This is a genomic window from Sphingobacterium alkalisoli, assembly GCF_005049105.1.
Taxonomy (GTDB): domain Bacteria; phylum Bacteroidota; class Bacteroidia; order Sphingobacteriales; family Sphingobacteriaceae; genus Sphingobacterium; species Sphingobacterium alkalisoli.
Genome location: NZ_SUKA01000003.1, coordinates 278618 through 304934 on the forward strand (window position 1 = coordinate 278618; position 26317 = coordinate 304934).

At 38.4% G+C, this 26317-nt stretch carries 29 protein-coding genes; 10 read left to right on the forward strand and 19 right to left on the reverse strand.

The features are described from left to right. Nucleotides 1–12: 12 nt before the first annotated feature. The 5 genes from araA to FAZ19_RS10835 form a co-directional block, all read right to left on the reverse strand. Nucleotides 13–1512 carry an L-arabinose isomerase gene (gene araA / locus FAZ19_RS10815; protein WP_136820744.1) on the reverse strand — a complete coding sequence of 500 codons (1500 nt, stop codon included), beginning with the start codon at nt 1510–1512 and terminating at the stop codon, nt 13–15. Between the two features lie 20 nt (nt 1513–1532). Further along, on the reverse strand, nt 1533–2234 hold the full coding sequence (locus tag FAZ19_RS10820; protein WP_136820745.1) for an L-ribulose-5-phosphate 4-epimerase: 702 nt from the start codon (nt 2232–2234) through the stop codon (nt 1533–1535). Between the two features lie 8 nt (nt 2235–2242). Beyond that, nucleotides 2243–3886 (reverse strand): ribulokinase, encoded by a 1644-nt coding sequence (locus tag FAZ19_RS10825; RefSeq protein WP_136820746.1) that lies wholly within the window; start codon nt 3884–3886, stop codon nt 2243–2245. Nucleotides 3887–3973: 87 nt separating this feature from the next. Further along, on the reverse strand, nt 3974–4663 hold the full coding sequence (locus tag FAZ19_RS10830) for an NUDIX hydrolase (RefSeq protein ID WP_136820747.1): 690 nt from the start codon (nt 4661–4663) through the stop codon (nt 3974–3976). Nucleotides 4664–4792: 129 nt separating this feature from the next. Continuing rightward, nucleotides 4793–5092: a YgaP family membrane protein gene (locus FAZ19_RS10835; RefSeq protein WP_136820748.1), complete on the reverse strand. Its 300-nt coding sequence runs from the start codon at nt 5090–5092 to the stop codon at nt 4793–4795. Between the two features lie 77 nt (nt 5093–5169). Between FAZ19_RS10835 and FAZ19_RS10840 the strand changes: the two genes are divergently transcribed. Further along, on the forward strand, nt 5170–6009 hold the full coding sequence (locus FAZ19_RS10840) for an ATP cone domain-containing protein (RefSeq protein ID WP_136820749.1): 840 nt from the start codon (nt 5170–5172) through the stop codon (nt 6007–6009). A 29-nt stretch (nt 6010–6038) separates the two neighbouring features. On the opposite strand, the gene FAZ19_RS10845 is transcribed toward FAZ19_RS10840, so the two are convergent. The 3 genes from FAZ19_RS10845 to FAZ19_RS10855 are packed head-to-tail and all read right to left on the reverse strand — an operon-like array spanning nt 6039 to nt 8070. Continuing rightward, nucleotides 6039–6764, reverse strand: a complete 726-nt coding sequence (locus FAZ19_RS10845; RefSeq protein WP_136820750.1) for a ThuA domain-containing protein — start codon at nt 6762–6764, stop codon at nt 6039–6041. Between the two features lie 3 nt (nt 6765–6767). After that, nucleotides 6768–7832 carry a 3-dehydroquinate synthase gene (gene aroB / locus FAZ19_RS10850; RefSeq protein ID WP_136820751.1) on the reverse strand — a complete coding sequence of 355 codons (1065 nt, stop codon included), beginning with the start codon at nt 7830–7832 and terminating at the stop codon, nt 6768–6770. A 31-nt stretch (nt 7833–7863) separates the two neighbouring features. After that, nucleotides 7864–8070, reverse strand: a complete 207-nt coding sequence (locus FAZ19_RS10855) for an RNA-binding S4 domain-containing protein (RefSeq protein WP_136820752.1) — start codon at nt 8068–8070, stop codon at nt 7864–7866. A gap of 94 nt (nt 8071–8164) precedes the next feature. Here FAZ19_RS10855 and FAZ19_RS10860 point away from each other — a divergent pair, with 94 nt between their 5' ends. Both FAZ19_RS10860 and FAZ19_RS10865 read left to right on the forward strand, forming a co-directional pair. Beyond that, nucleotides 8165–9358 carry a proline dehydrogenase family protein gene (locus FAZ19_RS10860; RefSeq protein WP_136820753.1) on the forward strand — a complete coding sequence of 398 codons (1194 nt, stop codon included), beginning with the start codon at nt 8165–8167 and terminating at the stop codon, nt 9356–9358. A 75-nt stretch (nt 9359–9433) separates the two neighbouring features. Then, complete coding sequence (locus FAZ19_RS10865; protein ID WP_136820754.1) at nt 9434–10045, forward strand: HAD family hydrolase; 612 nt, start codon at nt 9434–9436, stop codon at nt 10043–10045. Here the strand turns inward: FAZ19_RS10865 and FAZ19_RS10870 are convergent. Together FAZ19_RS10870 and FAZ19_RS10875 are read right to left on the reverse strand one after the other, a co-directional pair. Continuing rightward, nucleotides 10042–11337, reverse strand: coding sequence for an outer membrane beta-barrel protein (locus FAZ19_RS10870; RefSeq protein ID WP_136820755.1), 1296 nt, complete (start codon nt 11335–11337; stop codon nt 10042–10044). The genes FAZ19_RS10865 and FAZ19_RS10870 overlap by 4 nt on opposite strands. 11 nt (nt 11338–11348) lie before the next feature. Next, nucleotides 11349–11912 (reverse strand): RNA polymerase sigma factor, encoded by a 564-nt coding sequence (locus FAZ19_RS10875; protein WP_229707507.1) that lies wholly within the window; start codon nt 11910–11912, stop codon nt 11349–11351. Nucleotides 11913–12174: 262 nt separating this feature from the next. Here FAZ19_RS10875 and FAZ19_RS10880 point away from each other — a divergent pair, with 262 nt between their 5' ends. The 5 genes from FAZ19_RS10880 to FAZ19_RS10900 all read left to right on the forward strand — a co-directional run bounded on the left by FAZ19_RS10880 (nt 12175) and on the right by FAZ19_RS10900 (nt 16097). Continuing rightward, nucleotides 12175–13023: a universal stress protein gene (locus FAZ19_RS10880; protein WP_136820757.1), complete on the forward strand. Its 849-nt coding sequence runs from the start codon at nt 12175–12177 to the stop codon at nt 13021–13023. A gap of 5 nt (nt 13024–13028) precedes the next feature. Further along, nucleotides 13029–13265 (forward strand): hypothetical protein, encoded by a 237-nt coding sequence (locus FAZ19_RS10885; RefSeq protein WP_136820758.1) that lies wholly within the window; start codon nt 13029–13031, stop codon nt 13263–13265. 3 nt (nt 13266–13268) lie between these two features. Then, nucleotides 13269–14018 carry a rhamnogalacturonan acetylesterase gene (locus FAZ19_RS10890; RefSeq protein ID WP_136820759.1) on the forward strand — a complete coding sequence of 250 codons (750 nt, stop codon included), beginning with the start codon at nt 13269–13271 and terminating at the stop codon, nt 14016–14018. 132 nt (nt 14019–14150) lie between these two features. Next, the gene (locus FAZ19_RS10895) at nt 14151–15392 is read left to right on the forward strand and encodes a PQQ-dependent sugar dehydrogenase (RefSeq protein WP_136820760.1); all 1242 of its coding nucleotides are present in this window, start codon (nt 14151–14153) and stop codon (nt 15390–15392) included. A 153-nt stretch (nt 15393–15545) separates the two neighbouring features. Beyond that, nucleotides 15546–16097 carry an NADPH-dependent FMN reductase gene (locus tag FAZ19_RS10900; RefSeq protein ID WP_136820761.1) on the forward strand — a complete coding sequence of 184 codons (552 nt, stop codon included), beginning with the start codon at nt 15546–15548 and terminating at the stop codon, nt 16095–16097. 21 nt (nt 16098–16118) lie between these two features. On the opposite strand, the gene FAZ19_RS10905 is transcribed toward FAZ19_RS10900, so the two are convergent. Genes FAZ19_RS10905 through FAZ19_RS10915 form a run of 3 tightly spaced genes read right to left on the reverse strand, consistent with a single transcriptional unit; the run spans nt 16119 to nt 19208 of the window. Then, the gene (locus tag FAZ19_RS10905) at nt 16119–17198 is read right to left on the reverse strand and encodes a DUF3810 domain-containing protein (protein ID WP_136820762.1); all 1080 of its coding nucleotides are present in this window, start codon (nt 17196–17198) and stop codon (nt 16119–16121) included. 32 nt (nt 17199–17230) lie between these two features. After that, complete coding sequence (locus FAZ19_RS10910; protein WP_136820763.1) at nt 17231–18286, reverse strand: nucleoid-associated protein; 1056 nt, start codon at nt 18284–18286, stop codon at nt 17231–17233. 16 nt (nt 18287–18302) lie between these two features. Next, nucleotides 18303–19208, reverse strand: a complete 906-nt coding sequence (locus tag FAZ19_RS10915) for a histone deacetylase family protein (RefSeq protein WP_188876119.1) — start codon at nt 19206–19208, stop codon at nt 18303–18305. 85 nt (nt 19209–19293) lie between these two features. Between FAZ19_RS10915 and FAZ19_RS10920 the strand changes: the two genes are divergently transcribed. Next, a complete protein-coding gene (locus FAZ19_RS10920) occupies nt 19294–19947 on the forward strand; it encodes a YceH family protein (RefSeq protein WP_136820764.1) in 654 nt (217 codons plus the stop codon). Nucleotides 19948–20006: 59 nt separating this feature from the next. Next, nucleotides 20007–21017, forward strand: a complete 1011-nt coding sequence (locus FAZ19_RS10925; protein ID WP_136820765.1) for a WD40/YVTN/BNR-like repeat-containing protein — start codon at nt 20007–20009, stop codon at nt 21015–21017. A gap of 16 nt (nt 21018–21033) precedes the next feature. On the opposite strand, the gene FAZ19_RS10930 is transcribed toward FAZ19_RS10925, so the two are convergent. The 6 genes from FAZ19_RS10930 to lepA form a co-directional block, all read right to left on the reverse strand. Continuing rightward, entirely contained in the window at nt 21034–21456 is a 423-nt protein-coding gene (locus FAZ19_RS10930) for an SH3 domain-containing protein (protein ID WP_136820766.1), read from the reverse strand. A 25-nt stretch (nt 21457–21481) separates the two neighbouring features. Continuing rightward, complete coding sequence (locus FAZ19_RS10935; RefSeq protein ID WP_136820767.1) at nt 21482–21964, reverse strand: BON domain-containing protein; 483 nt, start codon at nt 21962–21964, stop codon at nt 21482–21484. 97 nt (nt 21965–22061) lie between these two features. Beyond that, nucleotides 22062–22520, reverse strand: a complete 459-nt coding sequence (locus FAZ19_RS10940) for a GreA/GreB family elongation factor (RefSeq protein WP_136820768.1) — start codon at nt 22518–22520, stop codon at nt 22062–22064. A 73-nt stretch (nt 22521–22593) separates the two neighbouring features. Further along, complete coding sequence (locus FAZ19_RS10945) at nt 22594–23067, reverse strand: hypothetical protein (protein WP_136820769.1); 474 nt, start codon at nt 23065–23067, stop codon at nt 22594–22596. A 76-nt stretch (nt 23068–23143) separates the two neighbouring features. Continuing rightward, nucleotides 23144–24028: a bifunctional 5,10-methylenetetrahydrofolate dehydrogenase/5,10-methenyltetrahydrofolate cyclohydrolase gene (locus FAZ19_RS10950; RefSeq protein ID WP_136820770.1), complete on the reverse strand. Its 885-nt coding sequence runs from the start codon at nt 24026–24028 to the stop codon at nt 23144–23146. 31 nt (nt 24029–24059) lie between these two features. Further along, on the reverse strand, nt 24060–25850 hold the full coding sequence (gene lepA, locus FAZ19_RS10955) for a translation elongation factor 4 (RefSeq protein WP_136820771.1): 1791 nt from the start codon (nt 25848–25850) through the stop codon (nt 24060–24062). Nucleotides 25851–26317 lie beyond the last annotated feature (467 nt).

Consider the following 26317-nt stretch of genomic DNA (forward strand, 5'->3'; position numbering starts at 1 on the left):
AAAGTTGTTAAGTTATTTGATCGTTTTATAATATACCTCACTCCATTTTAGTTCGTTTTCAAAATTAGTAAGTGATGTATTTGCATCAATTTTCACCAATTCAATATCTGCCATTCTCGAGAAATCCTCAAAATACTCCATTGTTAAATTTTGGCTAAAGACAGTATGATGCGCTCCTCCCGCATAAATCCAAGCGGTACATGCCGTCTTCATATCTGGAAGTGGCTTCCATAAGACACGAGCTACAGGCAATTTAGGTAAATTTTCTACAACGTCAACAGCTTCAACCGTATTCACAACTAACCTAAATCGATTGCCCATATCGATCAATGATGCATTTAAAGCAGGTCCAGCACCAACATTGAATACCAAACGGGCCGGATCAGCTTTTCCGCCAATACCTAAAGGATGAACCTCCAGGCGCGGTTTTTCCGCTGATAAAGAAGGATCTACCTCTAGCATATGCGATCCTAAAACCATAGAATTATTTGGATCAAAGTGATAGGTATAGTCCTCCATAAAGGCATTACCACCTTCTAAGCCCTGAGCCATAACCTTACAGGCACGCACCAAAGCTGGCGTTTTCCAATCCCCTTCGCCTGCAAAGCCATAACCCTTTTCCATCAACCGTTGTACTGCAAGCCCTGGCAACTGCGCTAAGCCATGTAAATCCTCAAACGTATCTGTGAAACCCTTATAACCACCTGAAGCTAAAAACTTAGAAAGTCCAACTTCAATTTTTGCTGCATCTACTATATTCTGCCGATTAACGCCGCCTTCCTTTACATCATCCGCCAAGATATAAGTCTCCTCATATTCCTTCAGCAATGCGCTAACCTCTTGATCCGTAGCATCATTGATCACTTCTACTAAATCGCCGACAGCATAGGTATTTACGGAGAAGCCAAACTTACTTTCAGCTTCTACTTTATCCCCATCAGTCACAGCTACATAGCGCATGTTGTCACCAAAGCGTACAAATTTTGCCCCTTGCCAATCGTGCCAAGCAGCTGCCGCCCTTGCCCATACATTGATTTTCTGCGAAACTTCCTCATCCTGCCAGTGACCGGTAACTACTTTCCGATTGATACGTAAACGCGAAACAATAAAGCCAAACTCACGGTCACCATGAGCGGATTGGTTAAGATTCATAAAATCCATATCCATCGTTGACCATGGAATATCTCTATTGTACTGTGTATGTAGATGCAAAAGTGGCTTATTCAAAATATTCAAACCTCTGATCCACATCTTTGCAGGGGAAAATGTATGCATCCACGTTATAATACCGATACAATTTTTTGCTGTATTGGCTGCTAAGATTGTTTCGTAGATTTCATCGGTGTTTTTTACGATAGGCTTATAGATCACCTCTACAGGTATTGTCTGCGAATCATTAAAATAATTTGCGATCTCTTCTGCATGTTTTGCAGCTTGCGCCAAAGTCTCCGGTCCATATAAGTCCTGACTACCGGTGATAAACCAAACTTGTAATTTATTTATTTCTGTCATTTTTACTGAATTATATAATTTTAGGATTGTCCGTAATATGAATCAGGTCCATGTTTACGTTCGAAATGTTTTTTAATCAAAGAATCTTTCAGACGGGGAGCATTGGGATTAACTTGCTCTGTTAAAAGAGCCATTTGTGCAACCGTTTCAAGAACAGCACTATTGTAAACTGCTTTATGACCATCCTTCCCCCAGGTAAATGGGGCATGATTTCCAACCAACACCATTTCTACTTCCTTATAATCCAACCCATTGTCCGTAAAATGATTCATGATCTGAAAACCTGTTTGATATTCATAATCTCCTTCAATCATATCATCCGCCATGGGTGGCGCACATGGTATATCTGTGGTTAGGTGGTCGGCGTGCGTTGTTCCAAATATTGGAATATCACGTTGTGCTTGTGCCCATGCAGTCCCATAGGTTGAATGGGTATGGACGATACCTCCTATCTCTACCCAATTTTTATATAAGACCGCATGTGTAAGTGTGTCGGAAGAGGGGCGTAATTCGCCTTCTATCACATTTCCATCAAAATCCACAATGACCATTTTTTCCGGCGAAAGGTCTTCATAAGGTACACCGCTTGGTTTGATGGCAAATACACTCCGCTCCCGATCGACCACACTTACATTTCCAAAAGTGAATAACACCAAACCTAGTTTAGGGAGCTGCATATTACATACATATGCTTCCTGTTTTATCTTTTGATAAACACTCATATCTTAAATTAATTATAATTCTTTTCTAACGAATTACCTGTATCCAAGTAATTTTTATATCGCTTCTCGTAAACAAGATGGCGATCCGCATTTGGAACATATTCCTTATCAAACCCTTGTCCCATATGCTGCATTGCCGTCTCCACATTAGGATAAATCTCGGCCACTGTAGCAGCAAACATCGCAGCACCAATGGCACAAGTCTGTTCAGATCTATGTATTTTGATTGGCATATTCATAACATCCGCCATCATTTGCATGATAAAAGAAGATTTTCGAGCGACTCCCCCAAGCCCAATCAGTCCGCGGACTTCTACTCCCTCACTGCGGAATCTATCAACAATCTTTCTCGCACCAAAACACGTGGACTCAACAATAGCTCTAAAAATCTGCACAACATCAGTTCCTAAATGTAACCCATAAATGGCTCCCTTGAGATTTTGATTGGCATCTGGTGTTCTACGCCCATTAAACCAGTCGATAGCATAAGGCAGATTGGATGACACCTCCAATTCACTGGCCTTTTTACTTAATTCGACAATCAAATTCGCATTCAATTCCTCTATGATCTGAGGATCAGCATGTATTAATTGCAATGGTTGAATCAAGATATTTTTGAACCAAGCATATGCATCACCAAATGCAGATTGACCGGCCTCCAAGCCAACCATATCCGGAATAACCGATCCGTCTACTTGACCACATATACCTTTTACCAACGTGCTGCCAAATTCATCTTTGGGAATGACCATCATATCACAAGTGGATGTCCCCATCACCTTACTTAAATAGTAAGGCTCGATCTGACCACCAACTGCCCCCATATGTGCATCAAAAGCTCCTATACCTATCTTTACAGTAGCTGGCAGCCCCAAGCGGATAGCCCATTCTGCCGAAATAACTCCAGCAGCCTCCGCGGACGTATACGTTTTTTTAGAAATACGATCCACAAAGCCATCCAATAAAGGATCAATCTTCTTGAAAAAATCATTCGGAGGATAGCCCCCAAAATCGGCAGACCATAGGCCTTTATGACCAGCAGAACATACACCTCGTTTGATTTCATCCGCATCCGAACCACCTGTTAGCAGAAAAGGTATCCAGTCACATTGTTCTACAAATGAATACGTATGGGCCTTTACTTTCTCATCAACGCGTAGTATATGTAAAAATTTTGACCAAAACCATTCCGAAGAATAGATCCCTCCCACATACCTAAGGTAATCGCTAACATCTTCTTTGGCATGACTATTTATTTCGTCCGCTTCCTGTACTGCAGTATGATCCTTCCATAAGACAAACATCGCATTCGGATTTTCACCAAATTCAGGCAATAGCGAAAGCGGTACGCCCTCTTTATTAACAGCTATCGGAGTCGAGCCAGTGGTGTCAATAGAAATAGCTTTAATACTATTTGCAGCATCTTGGCCAACTTGCCTAATACAATCTTTGATGGTCGTTTCTAAACCTTCAATATAATCCAGTGGATGTTGTCTGAATTGACTTGCAATAGGCAGGCAGTATAGTCCTTTTTTCCACCTAGGATAGTAAAAAACAGAAGCGGCTAGCTCTGTTCCATTGGTAGCATCAACTAATACAGACCTTACAGAATCTGTCCCGTAATCCACTCCAATCACATAATTTGATCTCATTCTATTAATTGTTAAAATAACAGGTTTACTTTAATTCGTGTCAAGATAACGTTTAATATTGCATCTTACAAATATTATCGATAAAATTTAGTTAGGATTCGGAATGAAGTTTATAAAAGCACTAAATTTTTCCTTATAAACATCGGAATTAAGCTTAAAATAATAGGCTCCTTTTTTGGAGTTCAACTTATCTTTTTCACTCGTTTTGACTAAAAGTTTTGTTGACAAGAGTTTTCTATTGAAATTGCGTTTATCTAAAATAATATCGTATACTCCTTCATATAAGGAAACTATTTGAGGAATTGTAAATTTATCAGGTAATAGTTCGAATAATATGGGGTGAAGAGCGGCTTTGTATTTAAGACGATTGCGTGCCGAAGCAACCATATCATTATGATCAAGAATTAATTCAGGCACTTCCTTTAAGGAAAACCAAGCAGCTCTGTAATCGTTGATGATCTGGTGCTTATATTTTTGGATATCAATCAATGCGAAATAACAAATGCTTATGGTTTTCCCATAGGGATCACGGTTCGGATTACCAAAAACATCCATCTGCTCCATATATACATCTTCAAGTCCGGTTAATTTTTTAAGGACTCGAATTGCTGCCTCGTCAGGACTTTCCATTTCTTCAATAAAGCCACCCATAAGGCTCCATTGGTCTTTAAGGGGTTCAAACCCTCTATGAATTAGCAATAGTTTAACATCTTCCCCGTCAAAACCAAAAATAATACAATCGATGGCTACAAAGGACTTACAAGTTTCAGGATACATAATTTATTGATATGAATAATAGAGTTCGGATTACGAGCAACTACAAAAAATAATAGAGTTAACAACAAATGTTAACCCTACAATCACTAAATTATGATAATTTAATTACTTCACAAAATATCACGCTAATTACTTCACAAAGTAACGATGTTCGATCACCGTTACATCTTCTTTTTCTGTTACTCTTTCAATTACACTTTTCACCGTGCAATGCCCGGTAACTCCTCTATAGACCAACGCGCTACCCAATGTAATTCCAGAAAACGCAGAAATAGGATTTTTAAAAAGCTGCTTCACTCCTATGCCTAATATCAACCCACCAGATATTACAGATAACACTCGCTCAGAGGCTCCAACATTTCCGTCGCTACAATTATCCTCTATTTTTTGCTTTATTTTATCAAAAGCGAAATTTAATATACCATTCATGATCAAAACTCTTTTTAAGTAAAACAACGAGAAAATCATTATGTTTGAGAAGTGTTACGAAATTTTGAAAAAAGACTATGCAAGTACAAAAACACTCTGGAGAACTGGTTCCTTTTGATCCCGACAGCCTTAAAAATTCCCTTTCGCGTTCCGGCGCCAACGATCAAGAAGTAGATAAAGTTTTCAAAGCAATCAATGACAAGCTATATGATGGGATTTCTACTAAAAAGCTCTATCAACTTGCTTTTGACTTTTTAAAAAACCTGAGAGAATCTTACGCCGCTAGATATAGTCTAAAAAATGCCTTGCGAGAATTAGGACCTGAAGGATTCTATTTTGAGAAATGGATAGGTCGCTTATTTCAAGAAGATGGCTATCAAACAGTAACCAGTCAAACGCTGCAAGGTCACGCCGTTTCGCACGAGATAGACGTCATCGCGCTTCGGGATGAAAATCTTTGTGCTATAGAGTGTAAATTCAGGAACGATATAAATGCAAAGATTTCCGTTACGACTCCGATGTATTTTATGTCCCGATTAAAGGATATATCCGGATTAACATTTAATTTTTTTAACCAAGAGCATGAAATCTCCCAAGGTTGGCTCGTCACAAATGCTTACCTCACGAGCGATTCGATACGTTTCGGCGAATACTACAAATTAAACCTGTTGTCGTGGGATTACCCAAAAGAGAGTAGTATTAAGGCACGCGTAGATAGTAATGGAGAATATCCTATTACTTGTCTTACCACGCTCAATCAGCAGGAAAAGGTTACTTTACTTAAAAATCGATGCATATTGGTTAAAGATATCGTACGAAATACAAGCCTTCTCCAACATATCCAAGCGAATAATGCCAAGAAGAAACGAATTCTTTTAGAAGCTCAAGATTTGATTAATAGCCAGCTAGAGCACTAATTACATATTATCATATACTTTAATCTAAATTATTGCTTTAACCCCAGCACATATCGCACGCCCCCCAGAATATGTCTTTGAAACAATTCAGAATCAAAAGATTCTTCCGTGTGACCCAATCCCGTGTAAAATGACCTTCCTCCATCATATTCCTGAAACCATGCGATGGGATGAAATTTCCCCATCTTCCCACCTTTATAACTCGTTTCATCTAAGGCCATCAAAATATGAAGCCCATCTTTCATATCCTTAAAATCATACCATTCATCTTTGTGAAACCACACTTTTTGCAAATGCTGAGTCGATAAATGATCCCGATCTAAAACATCAATTTTAGCTTCTTGTACAGCGGGGTGACTCGAAAAATATCCACCAACTAATCCACCATACCAAGACCAACTATACTCTGTATCTGATGCCGCATGAATTCCCACGAAACCTTTGCCCGAACGAATAAAATTTTGAATGTCTTCCTTCTGTTGCTTATTAAAAATATCTCCAGTAGTGCTCAAAAATAAAACAGCATCATATTTAGCTAAATTTTCTGTATTAAAGACAGACTCATCTTCGGTATGAAAAGTTCCAATACGTTGATCGTTCAATAATTTTGCTACTGTCTGAACACCCTTCTCTATACTTTTATGCCTAAACCCCGTCGTCTTTGAAAAGATCAACACATTCTTATCCATCTGAGCAAAAGCTTCCGAAAGGAAAAGGCCAGATAATAGCATACAAAAAATGGATATTCTTCTCATCAGTTATTTAGTTTTAGAAAGGTAATAATCCAGTGCTTCTACAATATCATTCTTATCCACATAGATATTGTATTCAGCATTTCCTATTTCTTTTAATAACGCAAAACCTATTTTATTATCTTCATTCTTCTTATCGTTTTTCATTATTTCGATAAAGCCGTCATATTGATCTGAAGTGTATGTATAAGGCGAATATCGCGCTAAGAATAAAGTTGTCAAATCCTCAAGTTCCACTTCAGACAATCCGTTCAATTTATAGGATAAAAATCCTTCGCAAATCATGCCAATTGCAATTGCTTCTCCATGTAACAAAGGATTTCTATCGTTAGATAACGAGTAACCTTCGATAGCGTGCCCTATCGTATGCCCAAAATTTAATATTTTACGAAGCCCTTGTTCAGTAGGATCTTTAAGGATAACATCATTTTTAATTTCTACAGAACGTTTTATCATGGATGTTTCAATAGTATCCAGTTCTACATCCTTACATTTTTCGTAGAAATTTCTGTCCTGAATCAAACCATGTTTGATTACTTCAGCAAATCCTGAACGAATTTGTCGCTCATCCAAAGTCGCTAAAAACTTCGCACTAATAAATACCGCTTGAGGTTGCGTGAATGTACCAATGATATTTTTCACATTATCGAGATCAATACCTGTCTTACCTCCTACCGAAGCATCTACCTGAGACAAGAGTGTCGTCGGTATTTGAATAAAATCAATTCCTCGTTTAAATGTTGACGCAGCAAACCCACCCATATCCGTTACCACGCCTCCTCCTAAATTGATCATCAACGCTTTGCGGTCGGCGCCAAAATCTAGCATCGTCTTCCAAACACCAATACAGAAATCAATGTTTTTGTTTTCCTCCCCCGGGTCAATCTCAATAATGTCATAATCTGTAATAGAGGGCATTGCAGCCTGTAAAACAGGCAAGCAATGATCGTTGGTATTACGATCCACTAGGATTAATATCTGAGAATATTGACGTTGGAATATGAAGTCTTCTAAAGAGGAAAGATTCTCTTCAAAAAAAACGGTATAACCTAAACTTTCTAAAGTTTGCATAAATTAAATATGAGCAATAAAGATATAATTTTTAAATGATTTCAACTTGCTTACCTTCAAATTCAATCCAATCCCCACGACGAACCTTAAGTCTTTTTCGAAGATCAACTTCACCATTATACTTTACCAGCCCCTCTTCCACCATACGTTGAGCCATTCCGCCGTGCTCTACCCAATTTAGTGCCTTTAATAATTGTATCAGCGGAATAAATTCTCCCTCAAGTGTAAACGTTTGCATAGACAAAAATACACTTAAATCATATAATAAATGTATTTTTAAGAAAAATTAAGATGATAAATCCATACTTTTGCGGAATATTTATATACTCATAATGATAGCGCAAGAAAACGAGGCTAAACTAAATTTTGACAATACCGAAATCGCGTTTAAAAACAAGAGTGACGCAGATTTAGAAAGAGCATATTGGCTTTTTAAAATGATAGCTAGCAATACGCTTATAAAAATAGGAACCCCGATAACCAATTTTTCATTACGTATTGGGCTTCCTATTCAGGGAATTATCCGAAATACGATTTATAAACAATTTTGTGGAGGCGAAACTATTCGGGGTTGTGCAGACGCAATCCAAGAATTAGGAAAAGGAAATGTAACGACAATTTTAGATTACTCGGTAGAGGGTGAAGAATCAGAAAAAGGTTTTGATATAACCTGCCAAGAAATTTTATCAACAGTAGCGTATGCCAAACAAAATCCATTGATATCATTTTGTGTGTTCAAACCGACAGGCGTAGGAAGATTTGATTTATTAGCAAAAATAGACGCTAAAGAAACATTAAGTTCGGAAGAAACCGCTGAATATAGACGATTATTAAATAGATGCCATCAAATATGTAAAGCATGCTATGAAGCAGGTATTCGGGTATTGATAGATGCAGAGCATTCGTGGATACAAGATACGATCGACGATATTGCGCGCGATATGATGGAAAAATACAATAAACAACGTGCCATCGTATACAATACCTACCAACTGTATAGGCATGACAAACTTGCATCTCTTAAAGCCGATTTTGCATATGCTGAGATACAAAATTTTCATATTGGAGCCAAAATCGTACGAGGAGCCTATATGGAAATTGAAAGGGAGCGGGCTGTAGAAAAAGGGTACCCATCTCCTATTCAACCAACGAAAGAAGCCAGTGATATGGACTATAATCAAGCCATCTTATTCTGTCTTGATCATATCGATCGTATCGGATTAATGGCCGGCACGCATAACGATGCCAGCTGTTTACTATTAGCCGAAGAAATGGATAGACGTAATATCCCGCACAATCATCCAAATGTGTTTTTTGCCCAGCTCTTGGGAATGTCTGATAATTTATCTTTTAATTTAGGGGCCGCAAATTATAATGTGGCAAAATATATGCCTTACGGACCAGTGAAAGCTGTTATGCCTTATCTATTTAGAAGAGCACAAGAAAACTCCTCTGCGAAAGGTCAAACAGGCAGAGAGCTTAATTTGATTATAAAAGAAAAAAAACGCCGTAGTAACATGAAATAAATGTTAGATATTTGCGGAACGAATGGATTTTATTACTAAGTGATTTTTACAGGCTATTTTTTACTATAAAGATTTATGACGGAAGCAGAATTAACAAAATACAATACCTTAAAAAAAATAGTAGAACCTTTCGAAACGCTCTTATTTGATATAGATGGTACATTAGCTGATAATATGCATGCGCATAAGGCTTCCTATGTTGCCACAGCACTTGAGTACGGGGTAACGCTTGATCCAAATTTGATTGATGAGACCGCAGGATGGCCGACCACCGCCGTCGCAAAGGAAATAGCAATTCGATACGGCGTAGATTTTGACTATGACGTATTTGCCAAAAGAAAGTCGGCTATTTTTATAGCGAAATACGTTTCAGAAACGAAACCTATTGAATTTGTTCGTCAGGTATTGTTAGATTTTGAGCACACAAAAAAAATTGGCTTAGTATCCGGTGGTACACGAAGCACGTTAGCGATTACATTAGCGACAATTGATGTAGCCGGTCGGTATGAAACGTTAGTCTGTGCCGGTGATACAACATTGGGAAAACCTTCACACGAACCCTTTACCCTTGCAGCGAAAAATTTAAACGTAGCAGCAGAACAATGCATCGTACTGGAAGATGGTGAACCCGGTGTACAAGGTGCTATTGCTGCGGGAATGAGTTGGGTCCGAATTGATCAAATTTAAAAGGTGGTCATTAGTCGGATTCCGCCATTCGTATAGTCCATATCCGCACGACGATATTCTCCAACGGGAATTCTAAAATAGGGTTCTACAGAAATCCCAAATTTGTTGCCGATCTTAACTTTTTTACCAATCGACATATTCACAAAACCATTAAACCCGTTTGTATTCACATTTGTCTCTGCAGACTTGACAGTACGGGTCACCGCTTGTGTACTTTTGGAAACCTGTTCCGTGTTTTCTGGATAGCCGTTAGCAAATGTTTCATTGTTAATATTTTCAACATAATGCGCACTACGCTCCTGGCTTAAAATCGCAGAGTAAGAAACACCCGCAGCTGCATATAGAGATCTATTAAAATTATATTTCAATTCCAGTGGAATATCCAAAGACTGCACTTTTCCGGTTACAGCATTCACATTAGGAAGAACCATACTTCGTTGAAAGCTAGACTGACTCGTACCTGCTAATGCATGTTTCTCATCACTTACCGAAACCATTTCTGCACTACTTTCCGCGGTAGGATTTTTCAACGCCCCCATTTCATAGGTACTATAAGAGGCTCCTGTACGAATGCTTACTTTTTTAGTTAAATTATAAGCAATTAACAAACCACCACCAACAGTCATCTTATCCGCAGTAGAATTTGGAGAGACAAAGAATCCCATATCAAATCTTTTATTGAGTCGCATGGAAGATTCGTTACGCCTATTTTCAACTTCCGGTATACTCAGCTTCAGCGGAATAGCCGACGACGCTAGTATCATATTGCCTGTAGGAGTAGAATTACTCGATCTAAACTGTTTATCATTATAGGAAACCGACTGGATGATCAAATTAGTCTCTGGAAGATGGGGCTGTCCCATTACATGCATCTTGCTTTCAAGATCCTCTTCATACTGCTTATCAATATAGACAAGCTTGTCATTACCTTCAACCTGATCAGTACGCAATAAGTTGTACGCGTTATCTCCGGGAGTTGGCGGATTCTTTTCTAAATTACCCAACGCATCTGTTGTCGTCGACGTCGTACGATTATTATTCTCTTTTATTACCACTGTACTAGTCTTATCTACTAAAACCGGGGGGGTATTTTTCAGCCATAGCACACTACCAATACCCAGTATAATGAGTACAGCAGCAGCACTTAGCCGATAGTACAACCTCATTTTAGAAACCAAAGCAGGCCGTTGGCTGCTTTGAAATTTCTCCCAAGCTCCCTCTTTGTAATCGCGATCTCTTTGGGAGCGTAAGCGATTTACAATTTCATCTATTATATCTTTATTTTCTTTCATTCTACTGTATATTAAGAATGATGTATATTTTGTAATTCACTAACTTGATCCATGTATAATTTTCGTAATTTACTTTTTGCGCGAGTCAAATAAGTGCGAGAAGTACTCTCCGGCACATTGAGTAACCTCCCTATCTCCTCATGCGAGTAGCCCTCTATTTCATATAAGTTGAAAATAGAACGTTGAATTTCGGGTAGTTCGTAAAGTAGACGAAGTATATCTTGTTCTTCCAGCTTAGTAGACGCTGTAACCGCATGATGAACCAAGTCTTTATCAGAAACATCATCTATAGATTCTATTTCCTTTTTCGCTCTCAACTTGTCGATAGAGGTGTTTACGGTAATTCGTGCTATCCAGGCTTTAAATGTTTTTTCCAAAACCTCCTCATCATCATGAAAGCTAAACGCATTTAACTTTCTGAACACTTTTACAAAAGACTCGTTTACGACATCTTCCGCCTCCATTTCATCTTGTATATACCGAAGGGCCACCGCCATCAAATACCCGTAAAACTTTTTATAAATAAAAGATTTGCTCCGTTCTGTATCCGATACAACGCACTCCTCCAAAGCCATCTTTAAAGACAGCGGCTTATTTTTTTTTAAGTATTTTGGCAAAATCTTCACGCGGGTATTATCCGTTCACTGATTCAAGTTAAGCAATTTATGCTCAATAGCCGAAATTATCGCCATACAATCTATATATTTGTTCAGTAAACGAGTTCAATCGCTGCTTCGCTACACGGGTGATAATCGATTTTGTTACTATTTTTGGTGATTCTAATCATCTCCATTATCTTCCAATTTTTGTACTTTTAGCTAAATAAAACTTAGAGCCATGAAAAATATCTTATTTTCAACAGACTTTTCTGACGGGGCCAATAACGCCTTTCTATATGCCTTGCAATTAGCGAATCAATTGAACACCAAATTGTACGTGCTATACTCTTATATTACCCCGGTGCTTTCTGCCACGCATGCCGGTCAGCCCGAGTTATTAGGACAGGTGTATGAACAAATCGAATTAACAAAATTTGATTACTATAAAAAGCAAATCCCACAATTACATCACCTGGCGGAAGAACACAATTTAGATCATTCCAAAATGGTGTTTTTATTTGAAGAAGGGACGGTAGTCGCATCCGTAAAGAAATCCGTACAGGCAGAAAATATTGCTTTGGTAGTGATGGGAACACATGGAGCTAGTGGCTTCAGGAAAGAATTTATCGGTACCAATACCGTAAGTGTGATTCGCAATGTTAAAGTTCCGGTATTGGCAATCCCCGAAAAAGCAAGCTATTCGACAATACAAAAAGTTGCGTTTACTACCTTATTTAGAGAGAAAGATCAAGCTGCATTGAAAGAGATTCTTGACCTAGCTAAAATAGTAAACGCTACAGTATATTGCACAAATGTAATTACAGAAAATTCAAACCCTGCAGATGCCCTATACTATGGAGAATCCTGGAGAAAGCTATTTCCTGACTATGAATTAGAATTTTCATTTTTACAAAATGAAGATACGGTGGAAAATACAATCAATAAATTTATTAAAGAAAACAGTATAGATCTATTGGCTATTGTAAAAAGAAATCGCAGCTTTTTTGATCGTTTATTTTCATCGAGTTTGAGTAATAATCTCACATTTCACGCTGAAATACCTATTTTAGTGTTTCATGAAGAATAATGGGCATGGATCATATAATAAAAAAACTGGAAAAGTCGAACAGTATCAATGACATAGTAACGAAGTTTACGCTTATTGTAGACGAGAATCAATTGGTTCATGGTGCATTATTTTTTATTCCGGTAGATAATAGGGATTATAAAGTAATGATACCAGCACCTTATCACGAAATTTTGATTGCCGATGTTCCACCGACTTATAAAAAGATCTTAAATCATAAAGAAGCACTATTACTTAAATAAAACATGAATAAAAATCTAAAAATCTTATTATTATCTATTTTTGCGTTTGTACTATTTTCTGCTTATCAGCAGGATAAAACAATTACGATATATCTCGTCGGCGATTCTACAATGGCAGATAAAGATAGTACCAAATACCCTGAGAACGGTTGGGGAACACCCTTTAAATGGTTCTTTTCCAAAGATATTAAAATAGAGAATCATGCTAAAAATGGAAAAAGCACCAAATCATTTCTCAACGAAGGTAGATGGAATAAAATAAAAGAAACACTTAAGGAGGGAGACTATGTCTTTATTCAATTTGGACACAATGACGAAATACCGACGAAAAAATCGGCGACAACACCCGAAGAATTTGAGGCAAATCTGACCCTATATATCAGTGAAACACGTGCATTGAAAGCTACCCCTATACTATTAACATCAGTATCTAGGCGTAGTTTCGAAAATGACCTTTTAATTGACACCCACAAGGAATACGCCAATATCACGAGAGAAGTAGCTAAAGCCACCAATACATCACTTATAGACGTTACAACGTCGAGCATGCAACTTTTGAATCAACTCGGTCCCGAAAGATCCAAAGATCTATTTTTACACTTAGAACCATTACAAAATCCAAATTACCCTAAAGGCGTAGTTGATAACACCCATTTTAATGAATTTGGTGCAAGAAGGATAGCGGAATTAGTCGTTAACGAGCTAAAAATGCTAGACATCCCCTTAAAAGAATTCATTGGGTATAAACAATAACTTAATAAACCGTAAACAACATCCGTACTATTTTGTTTTACTCATACAAATTAACTGAGTTCTATTAAAGATTGTAATGCATACAATTCAGAAAATATGTATTTTAGTAGAAAATCAACTTATATCAACACAATGAATAAACTATTAACAGCTTTGTTTTTATCGTCATCCGTTGCGATTCTGTCATGCGGCAATGGCAGTGATGCACAAGAAAACAATACAGGTGCAAATTCTACCGATAGTATTTACCCACCCGTTGAAAAAAACAAACCCAATACAAACTACTCACCGGCATTTGAAGGTCAAACACGTATTGCAGGAGTCAAAACCTCAACATCCTTCGAAGGGAAAGTAATTGCCGAAGGTTTAAAATCACCCTGGGGTATCGCGGTACTTCCGGATGGAAGATTTCTTATAACAGAGAAAGAAGGTTTTATGCGTATCGTTTCTGCTACCGGTGAAATTAGCGAAGGCATAACGGGCATACCTGAGGTTGCCGCTTCTGGGCAGGGTGGCTTGTTGGGGTTAACCTTAGACCCCCAATTTGAAAGCAACCGGATGGTATATTGGGTGTTTTCACAACCAGTTGATGGTGGGAACCTAACTGCAGTCGCCAAAGGAAAATTATCAACTGATGAAAAATCGATTGAGGGCGCGACAGTAATCTTTCAAGCCGGTCCTGCCCACCAAGGCAACTTGCATTTCGGAGGCCGCATAGTTTTTGACAAAAATGGGTATCTTTTCGTGAGTACAGGCGAACGTTCGGATAAAGAAACGCGACCGTTAGCACAGAGTCTAAAAGCGGGATTAGGAAAAATATTACGGATCACAAAAGATGGTAAACCAGTAGAAGGCAATCCATTTATTGGACAGGCAGATGCTTTACCGGAAATATATTCCTATGGTCACCGCAATGTGCAGGGGATGGCGTTTCATCCAGAGACGGGAGATTTATGGGAAACGGAATTCGGTCCCCGTGGAGGCGATGAACTGAACCGCGTAGAAATGGGTAAGAATTACGGTTGGCCTACAATTACCTACGGACTGGAATATAGTGGTAAAGAGATTGGAACCCCACCCATCCAGCAGCAGGATGGTTTAGAGCAGCCCGTGTATTATTGGGATCCGGTTTTATCACCTAGTGGAATAGCATTCTACACAGGATCAGCAATTCCCGAATGGAAAAATAACCTATTCATCACCGGCTTGAGTGCCACACATATTGCCCGTATTGTAATAGAAGACAATAAAGTGGTGGGCGAAGAGCGCTTATTAGGTCGCGAAGGTCAACGATTTAGAGACATCATTCAAGGTAATGACGAAGCGCTCTATACCATTACAGATGCAGGTAGGCTTTATCGCATAGGCAAGTAATTTATTTGTTAACTTACTACACTATAATCCAGCGTCACCTCAATGGCGCTGGTTTTTTCGTTCTTTTAAATTCCCACAAACTTCTTATCCGATAATCTGTTATATGATTAATGATAGGAGATTTTTCTCGCTAAAAATTAAAATTAGTTAAATATGAAGACGAAAACAATAGGAATAGTAATAGGAAGTCTACGTAAAGATTCATTTAATAAAAAAGTAGCTAAATTCCTGACTACTGTTGCCCCGGAAAATTTAACTTTCCAAACCCTTGAAATTGGAGATCTTCCACTTTACAATCAAGATTTTGACGAAGAAGGAAGTCCGGAAAGTTATATCCGACTTCGCAAAGAAGTAAAAGCATTGGATGCGATATTGTTCCTCACACCAGAATATAACCGATCTATACCGGGCGTGTTAAAGAATGCACTGGATGCCGCCTCGCGTCCTTACGGTCAGAATGCCTGGAAAGGAAAACCAGCAGCAGTTGTTAGTGTTTCAATTGGAAACATCAGTGGATTTGGAGCCAATCATCACCTTAGGCAGTGCCTGACATTTTTGGATATGCCTACACTACAGCAACCAGAGATGTATCTGGGCGAGATTGCTAACAGCTTGGATGAACAGGGGAATTTTAAAGACCCCAAAACTGTTGAATTCTTGACTGCATTTATGAATACGTTTGCAGACTGGATAAACAAATTTTAAGAACCAACAAACATCTGATTTTTAAAAATCAGATGTTTGTTGGTTCTTAAGTTCCCATGCGATAACGAGTTTAGCCATCATATTGTAGCGTTCCAAACCTTCTGGTTGATTGTTATGTTTTAAATAGCCGGAATAAAAGACAGCTGCCACGCTATTTATCCAACCAGAATACGATTTCCAAAATTCCTTTTCTTGCAAAAAATCAGCTTTTACTAATGGTGAGAGTTTTGCTATATAGCTTTGGTATAATTCTTTGTCGTGAAGCAAAGGTCGTAATAAATATTGGATCGTTTCATAATAGGCAGAATACCTATACCAAAGGTTATTATGATCTATCAATTTACGAAAGGCGATAAAATTACACTCGTCTTCAAATCCAATTCCCATTTGATGCGCCAACTCATGAACAGCCGTAAACGGATACGATTGAATTGGAATATCCTGATTGACATGAACTTCCTGTGTAAAAGGGTTAAAATAACCCGTAACGGTAAAATAACTTACCAACTCGCTTGATATTGGCGCTTTACTATGAACCTGTGTTTTTGACAACATCGGTGTAAATAGATCATCGTTACACATTAAATGACGCAACTCCATCCTTGCATTTTTTTTTGATTCGGACGATAAATCTAATCCTTCACGCAGCTCGTTTGCTATTAAAATATATTTTTCCAACACATGCAGATGGTCAGCTTTTGAAATATGGTCTACGTCCAGATGCAGGTGTTGCGCTAGAGGTATGCGATAGTAGTTCGTACCCCAACTAATATAAAAATAAGTATAGAGAAAAACTCCGAATACCAGAAGCTGCAGCATAGTGCGATAGCTTGCAGAATATTTTCTTTGAAAAAGCAATTTAAGGCAGAGGAATAACAGTGCGATAACAGTTATCAAACTACATAGATAAAAAATATCCCCTATGCTAAATGGCAACCAAGTGAACAACATTGCAGGAAAATAGGAAAATATAGGATAAAACATCCTGGAATAATAGACCTCTACCCTTTCCGGATCCTGCTGAAATAAATATAAAAAAAGCTGAACAACCAGTAGAACTCCAATTGCCCAGTAATATTTCTTAAAAGCACCTATTCCCATATTTCGATGAATACTACAACCTACCAAATCAATTACCCTTCATTTTCGAAATAGAGCTTATAATAATTCATCCCTTTATCCTCATCGTATCCTTGCTCGAGATATTCTCTTTTCCCATGTACATAAACATGGAAATTCTTATCCAGTTTGATGACGCTTTTATACGAGGACTGCATCTTTTTAACAGCGGGGCTTGCAATATCAAAATTGGTTTGAAAAGGCATATCAAATTCGTCGGTAAAAGATTGTTTATATTCGTCAAATAAACTTGCTGCTTTGGGGTTAGCGATTACCTCGTCTTCAAATTCAGTTTTATCAAATGTTTCCTTCGTTTTGAAATAGTTCATCGAACGATTTAACAGGTCAATTTTATCTGCGGTTTCAAGTTCAAATACTTCGTCTAATTTATCATTTACAAAATTCTTATACACTTTCATCAAATTACCCGTTTGTTGGTAATTGTCATTACGCGACTTTATTTTCAAAAATTCATCCTTCCAATAGACGGCTTCAGATTGGTTTGTTTGATCGATGACCAATACCTTATACCCCTCCTCCGCATCATCGTTGATGATAACGACGCCTTTATCTAATTTATTGATATTAATAGCCTCTCGTTCATAATTCAACTCAAACCCACCCTGCAGTGGTTGCACTTTTAGGTAAGTTTCCTTATTCTCCGATTTGAATATTCCGATAGCATCGCGTTCCTCCCCCTCCATCTGTACGTTTTTCAAAGAAACCACATATACCTCCCCCGACTTGATTTTAGGGTGTTCCGATACCTCGTAGAGGTGTTTTGTAATGTGCTTTGATAACTCGTGAAAAAGAATCTCGCCCTGGAAATATTTATGTACAAAATGATACAGCTCATTCAACTGGAGCTCCTCATTCGGATGGTAAAATTGGTACACCTCATTTGCCTTTGTAAAAGGCTTCATAAAATACTGCATTAATAGCTCAGGAAGAATTTCATCCTCAGCAAAATCCACTGGATTATCAGACAATATATAAAATTCATCATTGGTTTTATTTCCCACATGATGAATGGATAAGTTTTCAAATACCGCGTCTTGATGAAAAAACATATGTTCGTTTTTTAAATTAAAAATTATAAATATCTATTGCCGCCCGGAACGTTCCGATATGAGCGTTTACAATATCTTTAATGTTAGGTGAATAGCCTCCTCCCATACTGATTTGAATCGGAATTTTTCGATCGAAGCATTCTTGTAATATCATTTGGTCACGTTTTCTAACCCCCTGAGACGAAATGTTAAGTTTTCCCAGTTTGTCTGTTTCCAAAATATCTACTCCCCCTTGGTAAAATACAAAATCAGGATCTATTTCTTCAAATAAATGATGTAAATGTCGCCTTAATAGTGCTAAGTATTTTTCATCCGATATACCATCTCCCAGTGGAATGTCTAAATAAGAATGCTCTTTAACGAAAGGGAAATTTTTGTCCCCATGCATGGAAAATGTAAATATTGCCGCATGGTTTTGAAAAATATGTGCTGTGCCGTTACCCTGGTGCACGTCTAGATCAATTATCAATATCCGATTAGCGATATGATGACTATATAAATAAGAAGCAGCGACAGCTTGATCATTCAATAAGCAAAACCCTTCTCCAAAATCAAAACCGGCATGATGTGTCCCACCTGCTGTGTTAAATGATACGCCGAATTGATGCGCATACAGAGCCGACTGTATGGTCCCCTCTACAATATAAAGCTCTCGATCCACTAAACTCCTAGATAATGGAAAGCCAATACGTCGAACCATTTTTGCATCCAACTGCAGGCTTAAAAGGCTCTCTACATATGCTTCACAATGCGCCAAACAAATAACGTCTTTAGAAGCCCGCTGAGGTTCGAAAAAGTTTTCAGGCACCACCAATCCCTCATACAATAATTGCGCTGGTATCAATTCATATTTCACCATCGGAAAGCGGTGACTTTCAGGTAGCGGATGAATATAAGCTTTATGATGGGCTATTTTTAACAAAGTACTATTTTTTATTCCTTGCGAAAATACAAAGAAGTAAATAATTCTTATCTTAGAAATTCGAATAACCTGTATTATTATAAAAATGGAAGAAACAAAAGAATTACCTCAGTTATCCGCTGCAGAATTACGTGTACTAGGATCGTTATTAGAAAAATCTAAAACTACTCCAGAATATTATCCAATGACAGTCAATGGTTTACAGGCGGCATGTAATCAGAAAACATCTCGTAAACCTGTTGTGTCGTACGATGAGAATACGATAATAACCACCTTAGATATACTGAAAAAGCGCGGCTTGATTTCAACAGTAGTTGGTGGAGGCAGTCGCGTTACTAAATATAAGCACAATTTGGCCATCCATTTTCCGCTGTTACCTTCCGAATTGGCGGCATTATGTCTACTCATATTACGTGGCCCACTTACTGCTGGCGAAATCAACAGCAATTCAGGTCGGCTATATGAATTTGAAACACTGGACGAAGTACAGGACCTATTAAATAAGTTGAGCATGGATGAACCAGCCTATGTAAAGCAGCTACCAAAGCGTCCAGGTCAAAAAGAAGCTCGATTTGTTCATCTTTTCGGAGAAGTAAATGAAGAAGATTACGATATGCCACAAGTTATGAATAATACAGATTCACAGATTCAGGCGTTAGAAGATCGTGTAGCTAATTTAGAGGAGCAATTGAATGCACTCCGAACAGAATTTGATAAACTGATAGCAGAATTAACATAAAAATTTAGTGGTACTAAAAGAAGATCAAACTTTTAAACCCCATAGAATTAGAATAAAATATGATTAGAAATATAGTATTGAGCTACGCCCTACTTTTCGCCTGCTTCTTTGGTCATGCGCAAACATTTACTTTAGCTGTCCAAAAAGATAGCGTTAGCTTTCGTGGCTTAGATACGTTTGGCGAAAATGTCGTGTGGGTTTCGGGTAGTAAAGGAACTGTTGGGTATTCGAAAGATGCAGGTTCAACCTGGGTTTGGGTGAGTCCACAGGGATATGAATACGTAGACTTTCGGGACATCAAAGCTTTTTCAGCAAAAGAAGCTATTATCCTAAGTGCAGGTGCGCCGGCAGTGATTCTGAGAACGACGAACGGCGGAAAATCATGGAATAAGGTGTTTTCCGATGACCGGGAAGAAGTATTTTTTGATGCAATGGATTTCGAGGGTAAAACAGGATACGTTTTAGGTGATCCGCTTGACGGTAGTTTTCAGTTGCTAAAATCAACTAATAACGGTAAATCTTGGAATGATATCAGTAATCAGATGTACCTTATTGCTGATAAAGGTGAGGTGGCTTTTGCTGCTTCTGGATCTTCCGTTCAATTATTAAATGGTGTACTGTATATTGGCACCGGCGGTACATACGCCAGTCTTTTTAACTATGATCCTAAAAATCTACGGGTCGATAAGTTTGATTGCCCTATTTGGTCCGGGAGCTCTTCCACAGGTATATTTGCTATCGATTTTTATGACCAGCAAACGGGTATAGTTGTCGGAGGCGATTACCAGCAGGATCAGGACAACAGAAATAACGTATTGATTACGAGGGATGCCGGTAAAAGTTGGACGAAGCCGCAGGTACCCGTCTCTGGTTTTAGATCAGATGTATTATTTCTTTCCAAGGAGACGGTGATTGCTACTGGCACATCTGGAACGGATTTATCGACGGACGGTGGAATGAAATGGAAAAATATTTCTACGTTAAGTTTCAATACAATTGCCAAGAGTAAATCAGGAAAAAAAATGTATTTGACCAATTCAAAAGGCCAAGTGTATATGTTGACGCTGTGATACTAAAAATTCTATTTTACTCCAACGGTTCTAAATACTGGGCATAAGCATATCCTTCTTCGCCGTCTTTTGTGCGCACCAACCACCATTGGTTATTCGCCCGACTGATTAGTGTAATTACTTCATCTTTAGCAGCCTTACCTACTATAAGTTGATCAGTACCCGGCCCCTTACGTATGTTCAGATTTGAGTTCGCGGTCTTTACCCTTACTTGCGTTCCAGCTACTGCTGTAGACACATCTACATTCATGACCACATCCCCCGTTAAATAATTAGGATCAATTTGATTGTAGACATCCCAAAGCTTATTTTTCGCATCAGCATTTGGAGCCGTTCCCCGTATGTGCAATACACTGTCTTGTTCAGCTACTTGCAAATCTAATACGCCGGAACTCTTCGCCGTATCTATCAGTACTTTATATTTACTTATCAGTGTCATAAGGTATGTCATATTAAGTGAAATATTATTTAATAATTACGCCAGATAGGTCGACCTTTTTCGGGTTAAGGGCATCAAGCGATTGTTTTAGCGTTTGAATACGTGCTTGTTCCACCGTTCCAGTAATAGTAATTACCCCATCATTCACGGTAGCAGTTACTGCCGGAAAATCCTTTGTCGCATCTGCAACCTTGGCTGTCAGGTCCGTCACATCTGTATTTATTTCAATGGGTTGAATTACAATATGGTTAACAACAGATTTTACTGCTTTATTATCCGCCGATTTTGCAGATGTCTCAAGAATTCTCTTTTCATCTTCCGTAGTTACCGTTCCTGATAAAGTAACCACACCGTTTTTAACATCCACTAATACATTGGGGTTTGAACCTACTGCCGTTTCAACTTTTGCTTTTAAATCCGCGTCGGACAACTTGGGTTTACAGGAAATAACACTTACTGTTAACGCCCCTGATAGCAGGATTACTGATAATACATGTTTGATAGTCATACCGTTAAAAGTTTATTTTTTTTAAAACAATTTCTTATTCCAAAACACTGGAAATAAGAAATTGTTTTAAAAATGAATTGCTGCTCACACAACCGTATTATCGTATCTGAAGAATAGTATTTTTCTTTTTATTAAAATCAAACGTATCATTTATTTTCTTTCTCCGAAGTACCTGACCGATTGGAGAAGCAGGGGAAATAACAAAAACTGACACTCCAGATACAGTAATTGCTCCTATACTAATGGATAAAAAATAGGTTACACTATCTGTGGTAATGATACTGCCCAACAATACTTCTTCATGATTGCTTTCGGTTTCAATTTGTAAAAGTACATTTTTATCCATGTTTGCATGATTCAATTGTGATTGGTACCGGTTAAGATCTTGTTGAATCATTTCCCGACTCGTCTCGTATTTATCACCTGCACTACTTTTCGTTTCTTCCACTAACGAATAGTGTGCGTCATCGATAGCTTTATTGATCTCCAGTATTCGGCTCTCTACATGTTCTAAACAAGCATTCACTATTGCTCTTTTTGTTGGTATCTCTATCATATCTAAAATAAAAGCGTCAACATATCTGTCGACGCTTTCTATAATTAAAATTTAGTACGGTGTTTCCCGTATACTAGTTTTTTAAAGCTTCATTAACATTTTTAGCTTTTCTTTCTACATCTTCGACAGCTTTGTCTAGGGCATCGCCTGTTTTATTGGCTGCCTTTTTAGTAGCACTTATCGCCGTGTCAATTCCCCGAGCAGTAGCATCAGCAGCCCTAGTCACGCCAGCTTTAGTTTTTTCCCAAGCTGTATTTGCATCATCTAAAGCTTTTCTTGACGCCTCTTCCGCTTGTTTATCACCATTTTTCACAGCAGCTTCTAAATCCGCTTTAGCTTGATTTACTTTTGCTTCGGCATCAGCAAGATCTTTCTCTGTCTGAGCATGTACATGTCCAGCATGTTCATCGATGGATTCCAATGTATGGTCCAGATGCTCCCCAGCAGTAGTATCACCATCATGGTTCCGGTCAGCTGATGAAGGATTATTGCATGCGGAAAAAGTTATTCCAGCAGCAGCAGCAGCTATTAATACAAATCTTTTCATTTTGATCTTAGTTTAATGTATAAGTTATGAATAAGGCGAAATAATAAGCAATTTCTATGCCAAGGCAACATTTATATTATTCACCATAGATGGTACCCTTTGCTGCTTCAAGCGTGTTTTTTAACAAGCCCACGATGGTCATTAATCCCACCCCACCCGGCACAGGAGTAATCCAGGAAGATTTTTTAGAAACTTCTTCAAAATCGACATCACCATACAGCTTAAAACCCGATTTTGTTTCAGTGGAATCCTCCCGATTTATACCAACATCAATCACAATTGCGCCCTCTTTAACCATATCAGCAGTGATGAAATTCTTTTTTCCAATAGCAGCGACAATGATATCAGCTCTTAGCACTTCGGTTTTGAGATCCTTGGTGCGGCTATGTGTGAGTGTCACCGTGCAGTTCCCCGGATTACTGTTACGGGCTAATAGAATACTCATCGGTGAACCAACAATGTTGCTACGTCCAACAACAACGGCATGCCTGCCAGAAGTATCTATTCCATAGTGGTCTAACATCAGTAAGATACCGTAGGGAGTAGCGGGTATAAAACAAGGTAAATTACGCTGCATACGGCCTAAGTTTATGGGATGAAAGCCATCAACATCTTTTTTATAGTCGATTGCCTCAGTCACTTTTTCTGGATCAATGTGTTTCGGCAAAGGTAGCTGTACAATTAGACCGTCAATACTATCATCTTTGTTTATCTCTGCTATCTTGGCTATTAGTTCCTCTTCTGTGACATCTGCCTCATATCGAATGTTTGTAGACTCGAATCCTACCAGTTCGCAGTTACGCATCTTGCTAGCCACATAAGTTTCACTTCCTCCGTCATTTCCAACAAGAATAGCGACTAAATGAGGTTTGCGACCGGATTGAGCAGAGAATTCTGCTGCCTCTTTCTTGATATCTTCTTTTATTTTAGCTGATACTTCTTTTCCGTTGAGTAATTTCATCACTTATAACTGTAATATTAAGGAGGTTATATTAATCTAATTTTAAAACTGCCATAAATGCCGATTGCGGGATTTCTACGTTTCCGACCTGACGCATACGTTTTTTACCTTTTTTCTGCTTTTCCAATAATTTACGTTTACGAGAAATATCACCACCATAGCATTTAGCTGTTACGTCTTTACGTAATGCTGAGATGGTTTCTCTGGCAATTATTTTCGCACCAATGGATGCTTGGATACGAATTTCAAATTGTTGGCGTGGCAAAAGTTCTTTCAACTTTTCACAGATCTTTTTACCAAAATCATAGGCATTACTACGGTGAATTAACGAAGATAATGCATCTACCGGTTCATCATTCAAGCGAATGTCCAGCTTTACCAAGTCAGATTTACGGTAACCTATTTGATGGTAATCAAAAGATGCATAGCCTTTAGAAATCGTTTTCAGTTTGTCGTAAAAATCAAATACAATCTCCCCCATTGGCATTTCGAAAACAAGTTCTACCCGATCCGAAGTTAAATACGATTGATTGATGATTGTACCTCTCTTTTGAATACAGAGAGACATTACCGGACCAACGAAATCGGCCTTTGTAATGATATTTGCTTTAATATAAGGTTCTTCTATCGCGTCCAATTTACTTGGATCTGGAAGATCCGACGGGTTGTGAACCACAACCTCTTCATTATCTTTCGTTAAATAAGCACGGTATGACACGTTGGGAACGGTCGTGATAACCGTCATATTAAATTCACGTTCCAAACGCTCTTGGATAATCTCCATGTGCAACATACCCAAGAATCCACAACGGAATCCAAATCCAAGTGCAGCAGAAGATTCCGGTTCAAACACCAAAGAAGCATCATTGAGTTGTAAACGGTGCATCGATTCACGTAATTCCTCGTAATCCTCCGTATCGACAGGATAAATCCCTGCAAAAACCATAGGTTTCACTTCTTCAAATCCCTGGATTGCTTTAATACAAGGGCGATCTCTGTGTGTAATAGTATCGCCAACTTTTACCTCGCGGGCTTCTTTTATTCCAGATATGATATAGCCCACATCTCCTGTCCTTATCACATCTTTGGGAACTTGCGACAACTTTAATGTACCAATTTCATCTGCCGCGTACTCTTTACCGGTAGCCACAAATTTCACCTTGTCTCCCTTGCGTATTTCGCCATTCTCGACTTTAAAATAAGCCATAATCCCCCGAAAAGAATTAAATACAGAATCAAAGATTAAAGCTTGCAATGGTGCATCGGCATCACCTACGGGAGCAGGTACTCGTTCAATGATTGCGGTTAGGATATCTTCAATCCCCATACCTGTTTTACCTGATGCGGGAATAATGTCTTCTCTTCGTCCACCGATCAACTCTACAATCTGGTCTTTTACCTCTTCTGGCATTGCACCAGGTAAATCCATCTTATTTAAGATAGGAATAATCTCGAGGTCATGTTCTAAAGCCAGATATAAATTTGATATAGTCTGTGCTTGTATTCCTTGCGCTGCATCCACAATCAAAAGCGCGCCTTCACAGGCAGCGATGGAACGGGAAACTTCGTACGAAAAATCGACGTGGCCGGGCGTATCGATCAGGTTTAAAATATAATTTTGTCCATCCTTAATATATTCCATCTGGATGGCATGGCTTTTTATCGTGATTCCACGTTCTCTTTCCAAATCCATGTCATCCAATAGTTGTGCTTGCGCTTGCCTCTGGGTGATGGTCTTTGTAAATTCTAATAGTCTATCTGCCAGCGTACTCTTTCCGTGGTCAATATGTGCTATAATACAAAAATTGCGTATATGCTTCATGTAGGTTCTTGCCTTCTAATAAACCGCAAATATACTTTATTTCATGTAGATTTTTCGAGATTATTAAAAGGTAATTTGCATGGGCTTATTACGAGAGCATTGCTCAGAAAAATTATTTTCCGATTAACATGAGAGTCTGTCTTGATTCTATTAAAAGACCAACACAAGCCATGTGGTGATTCACAGAGTATAAAGCATTAGTAATCAAAATAAATCACTTCTTTACCAAAACTAAATATTAAAGTTTTTCATGGCGCTGAGAACGATCCAAACCCAAAACCTCATCATCATCACGTACACGGATAGGACCAATTAAATAGGTAATCTTCAGCAGAAGAAGAGAACCGAAAAAAGCAAAGTATGATGAGGTAAATTATGAGCGACTACTCCTGCCGATCGAGGAAGTACTGTTAAAGTGCGAAGAGAACAAATTGACTTACTAAGTAGTAAGATAAAACTTCTGAAAG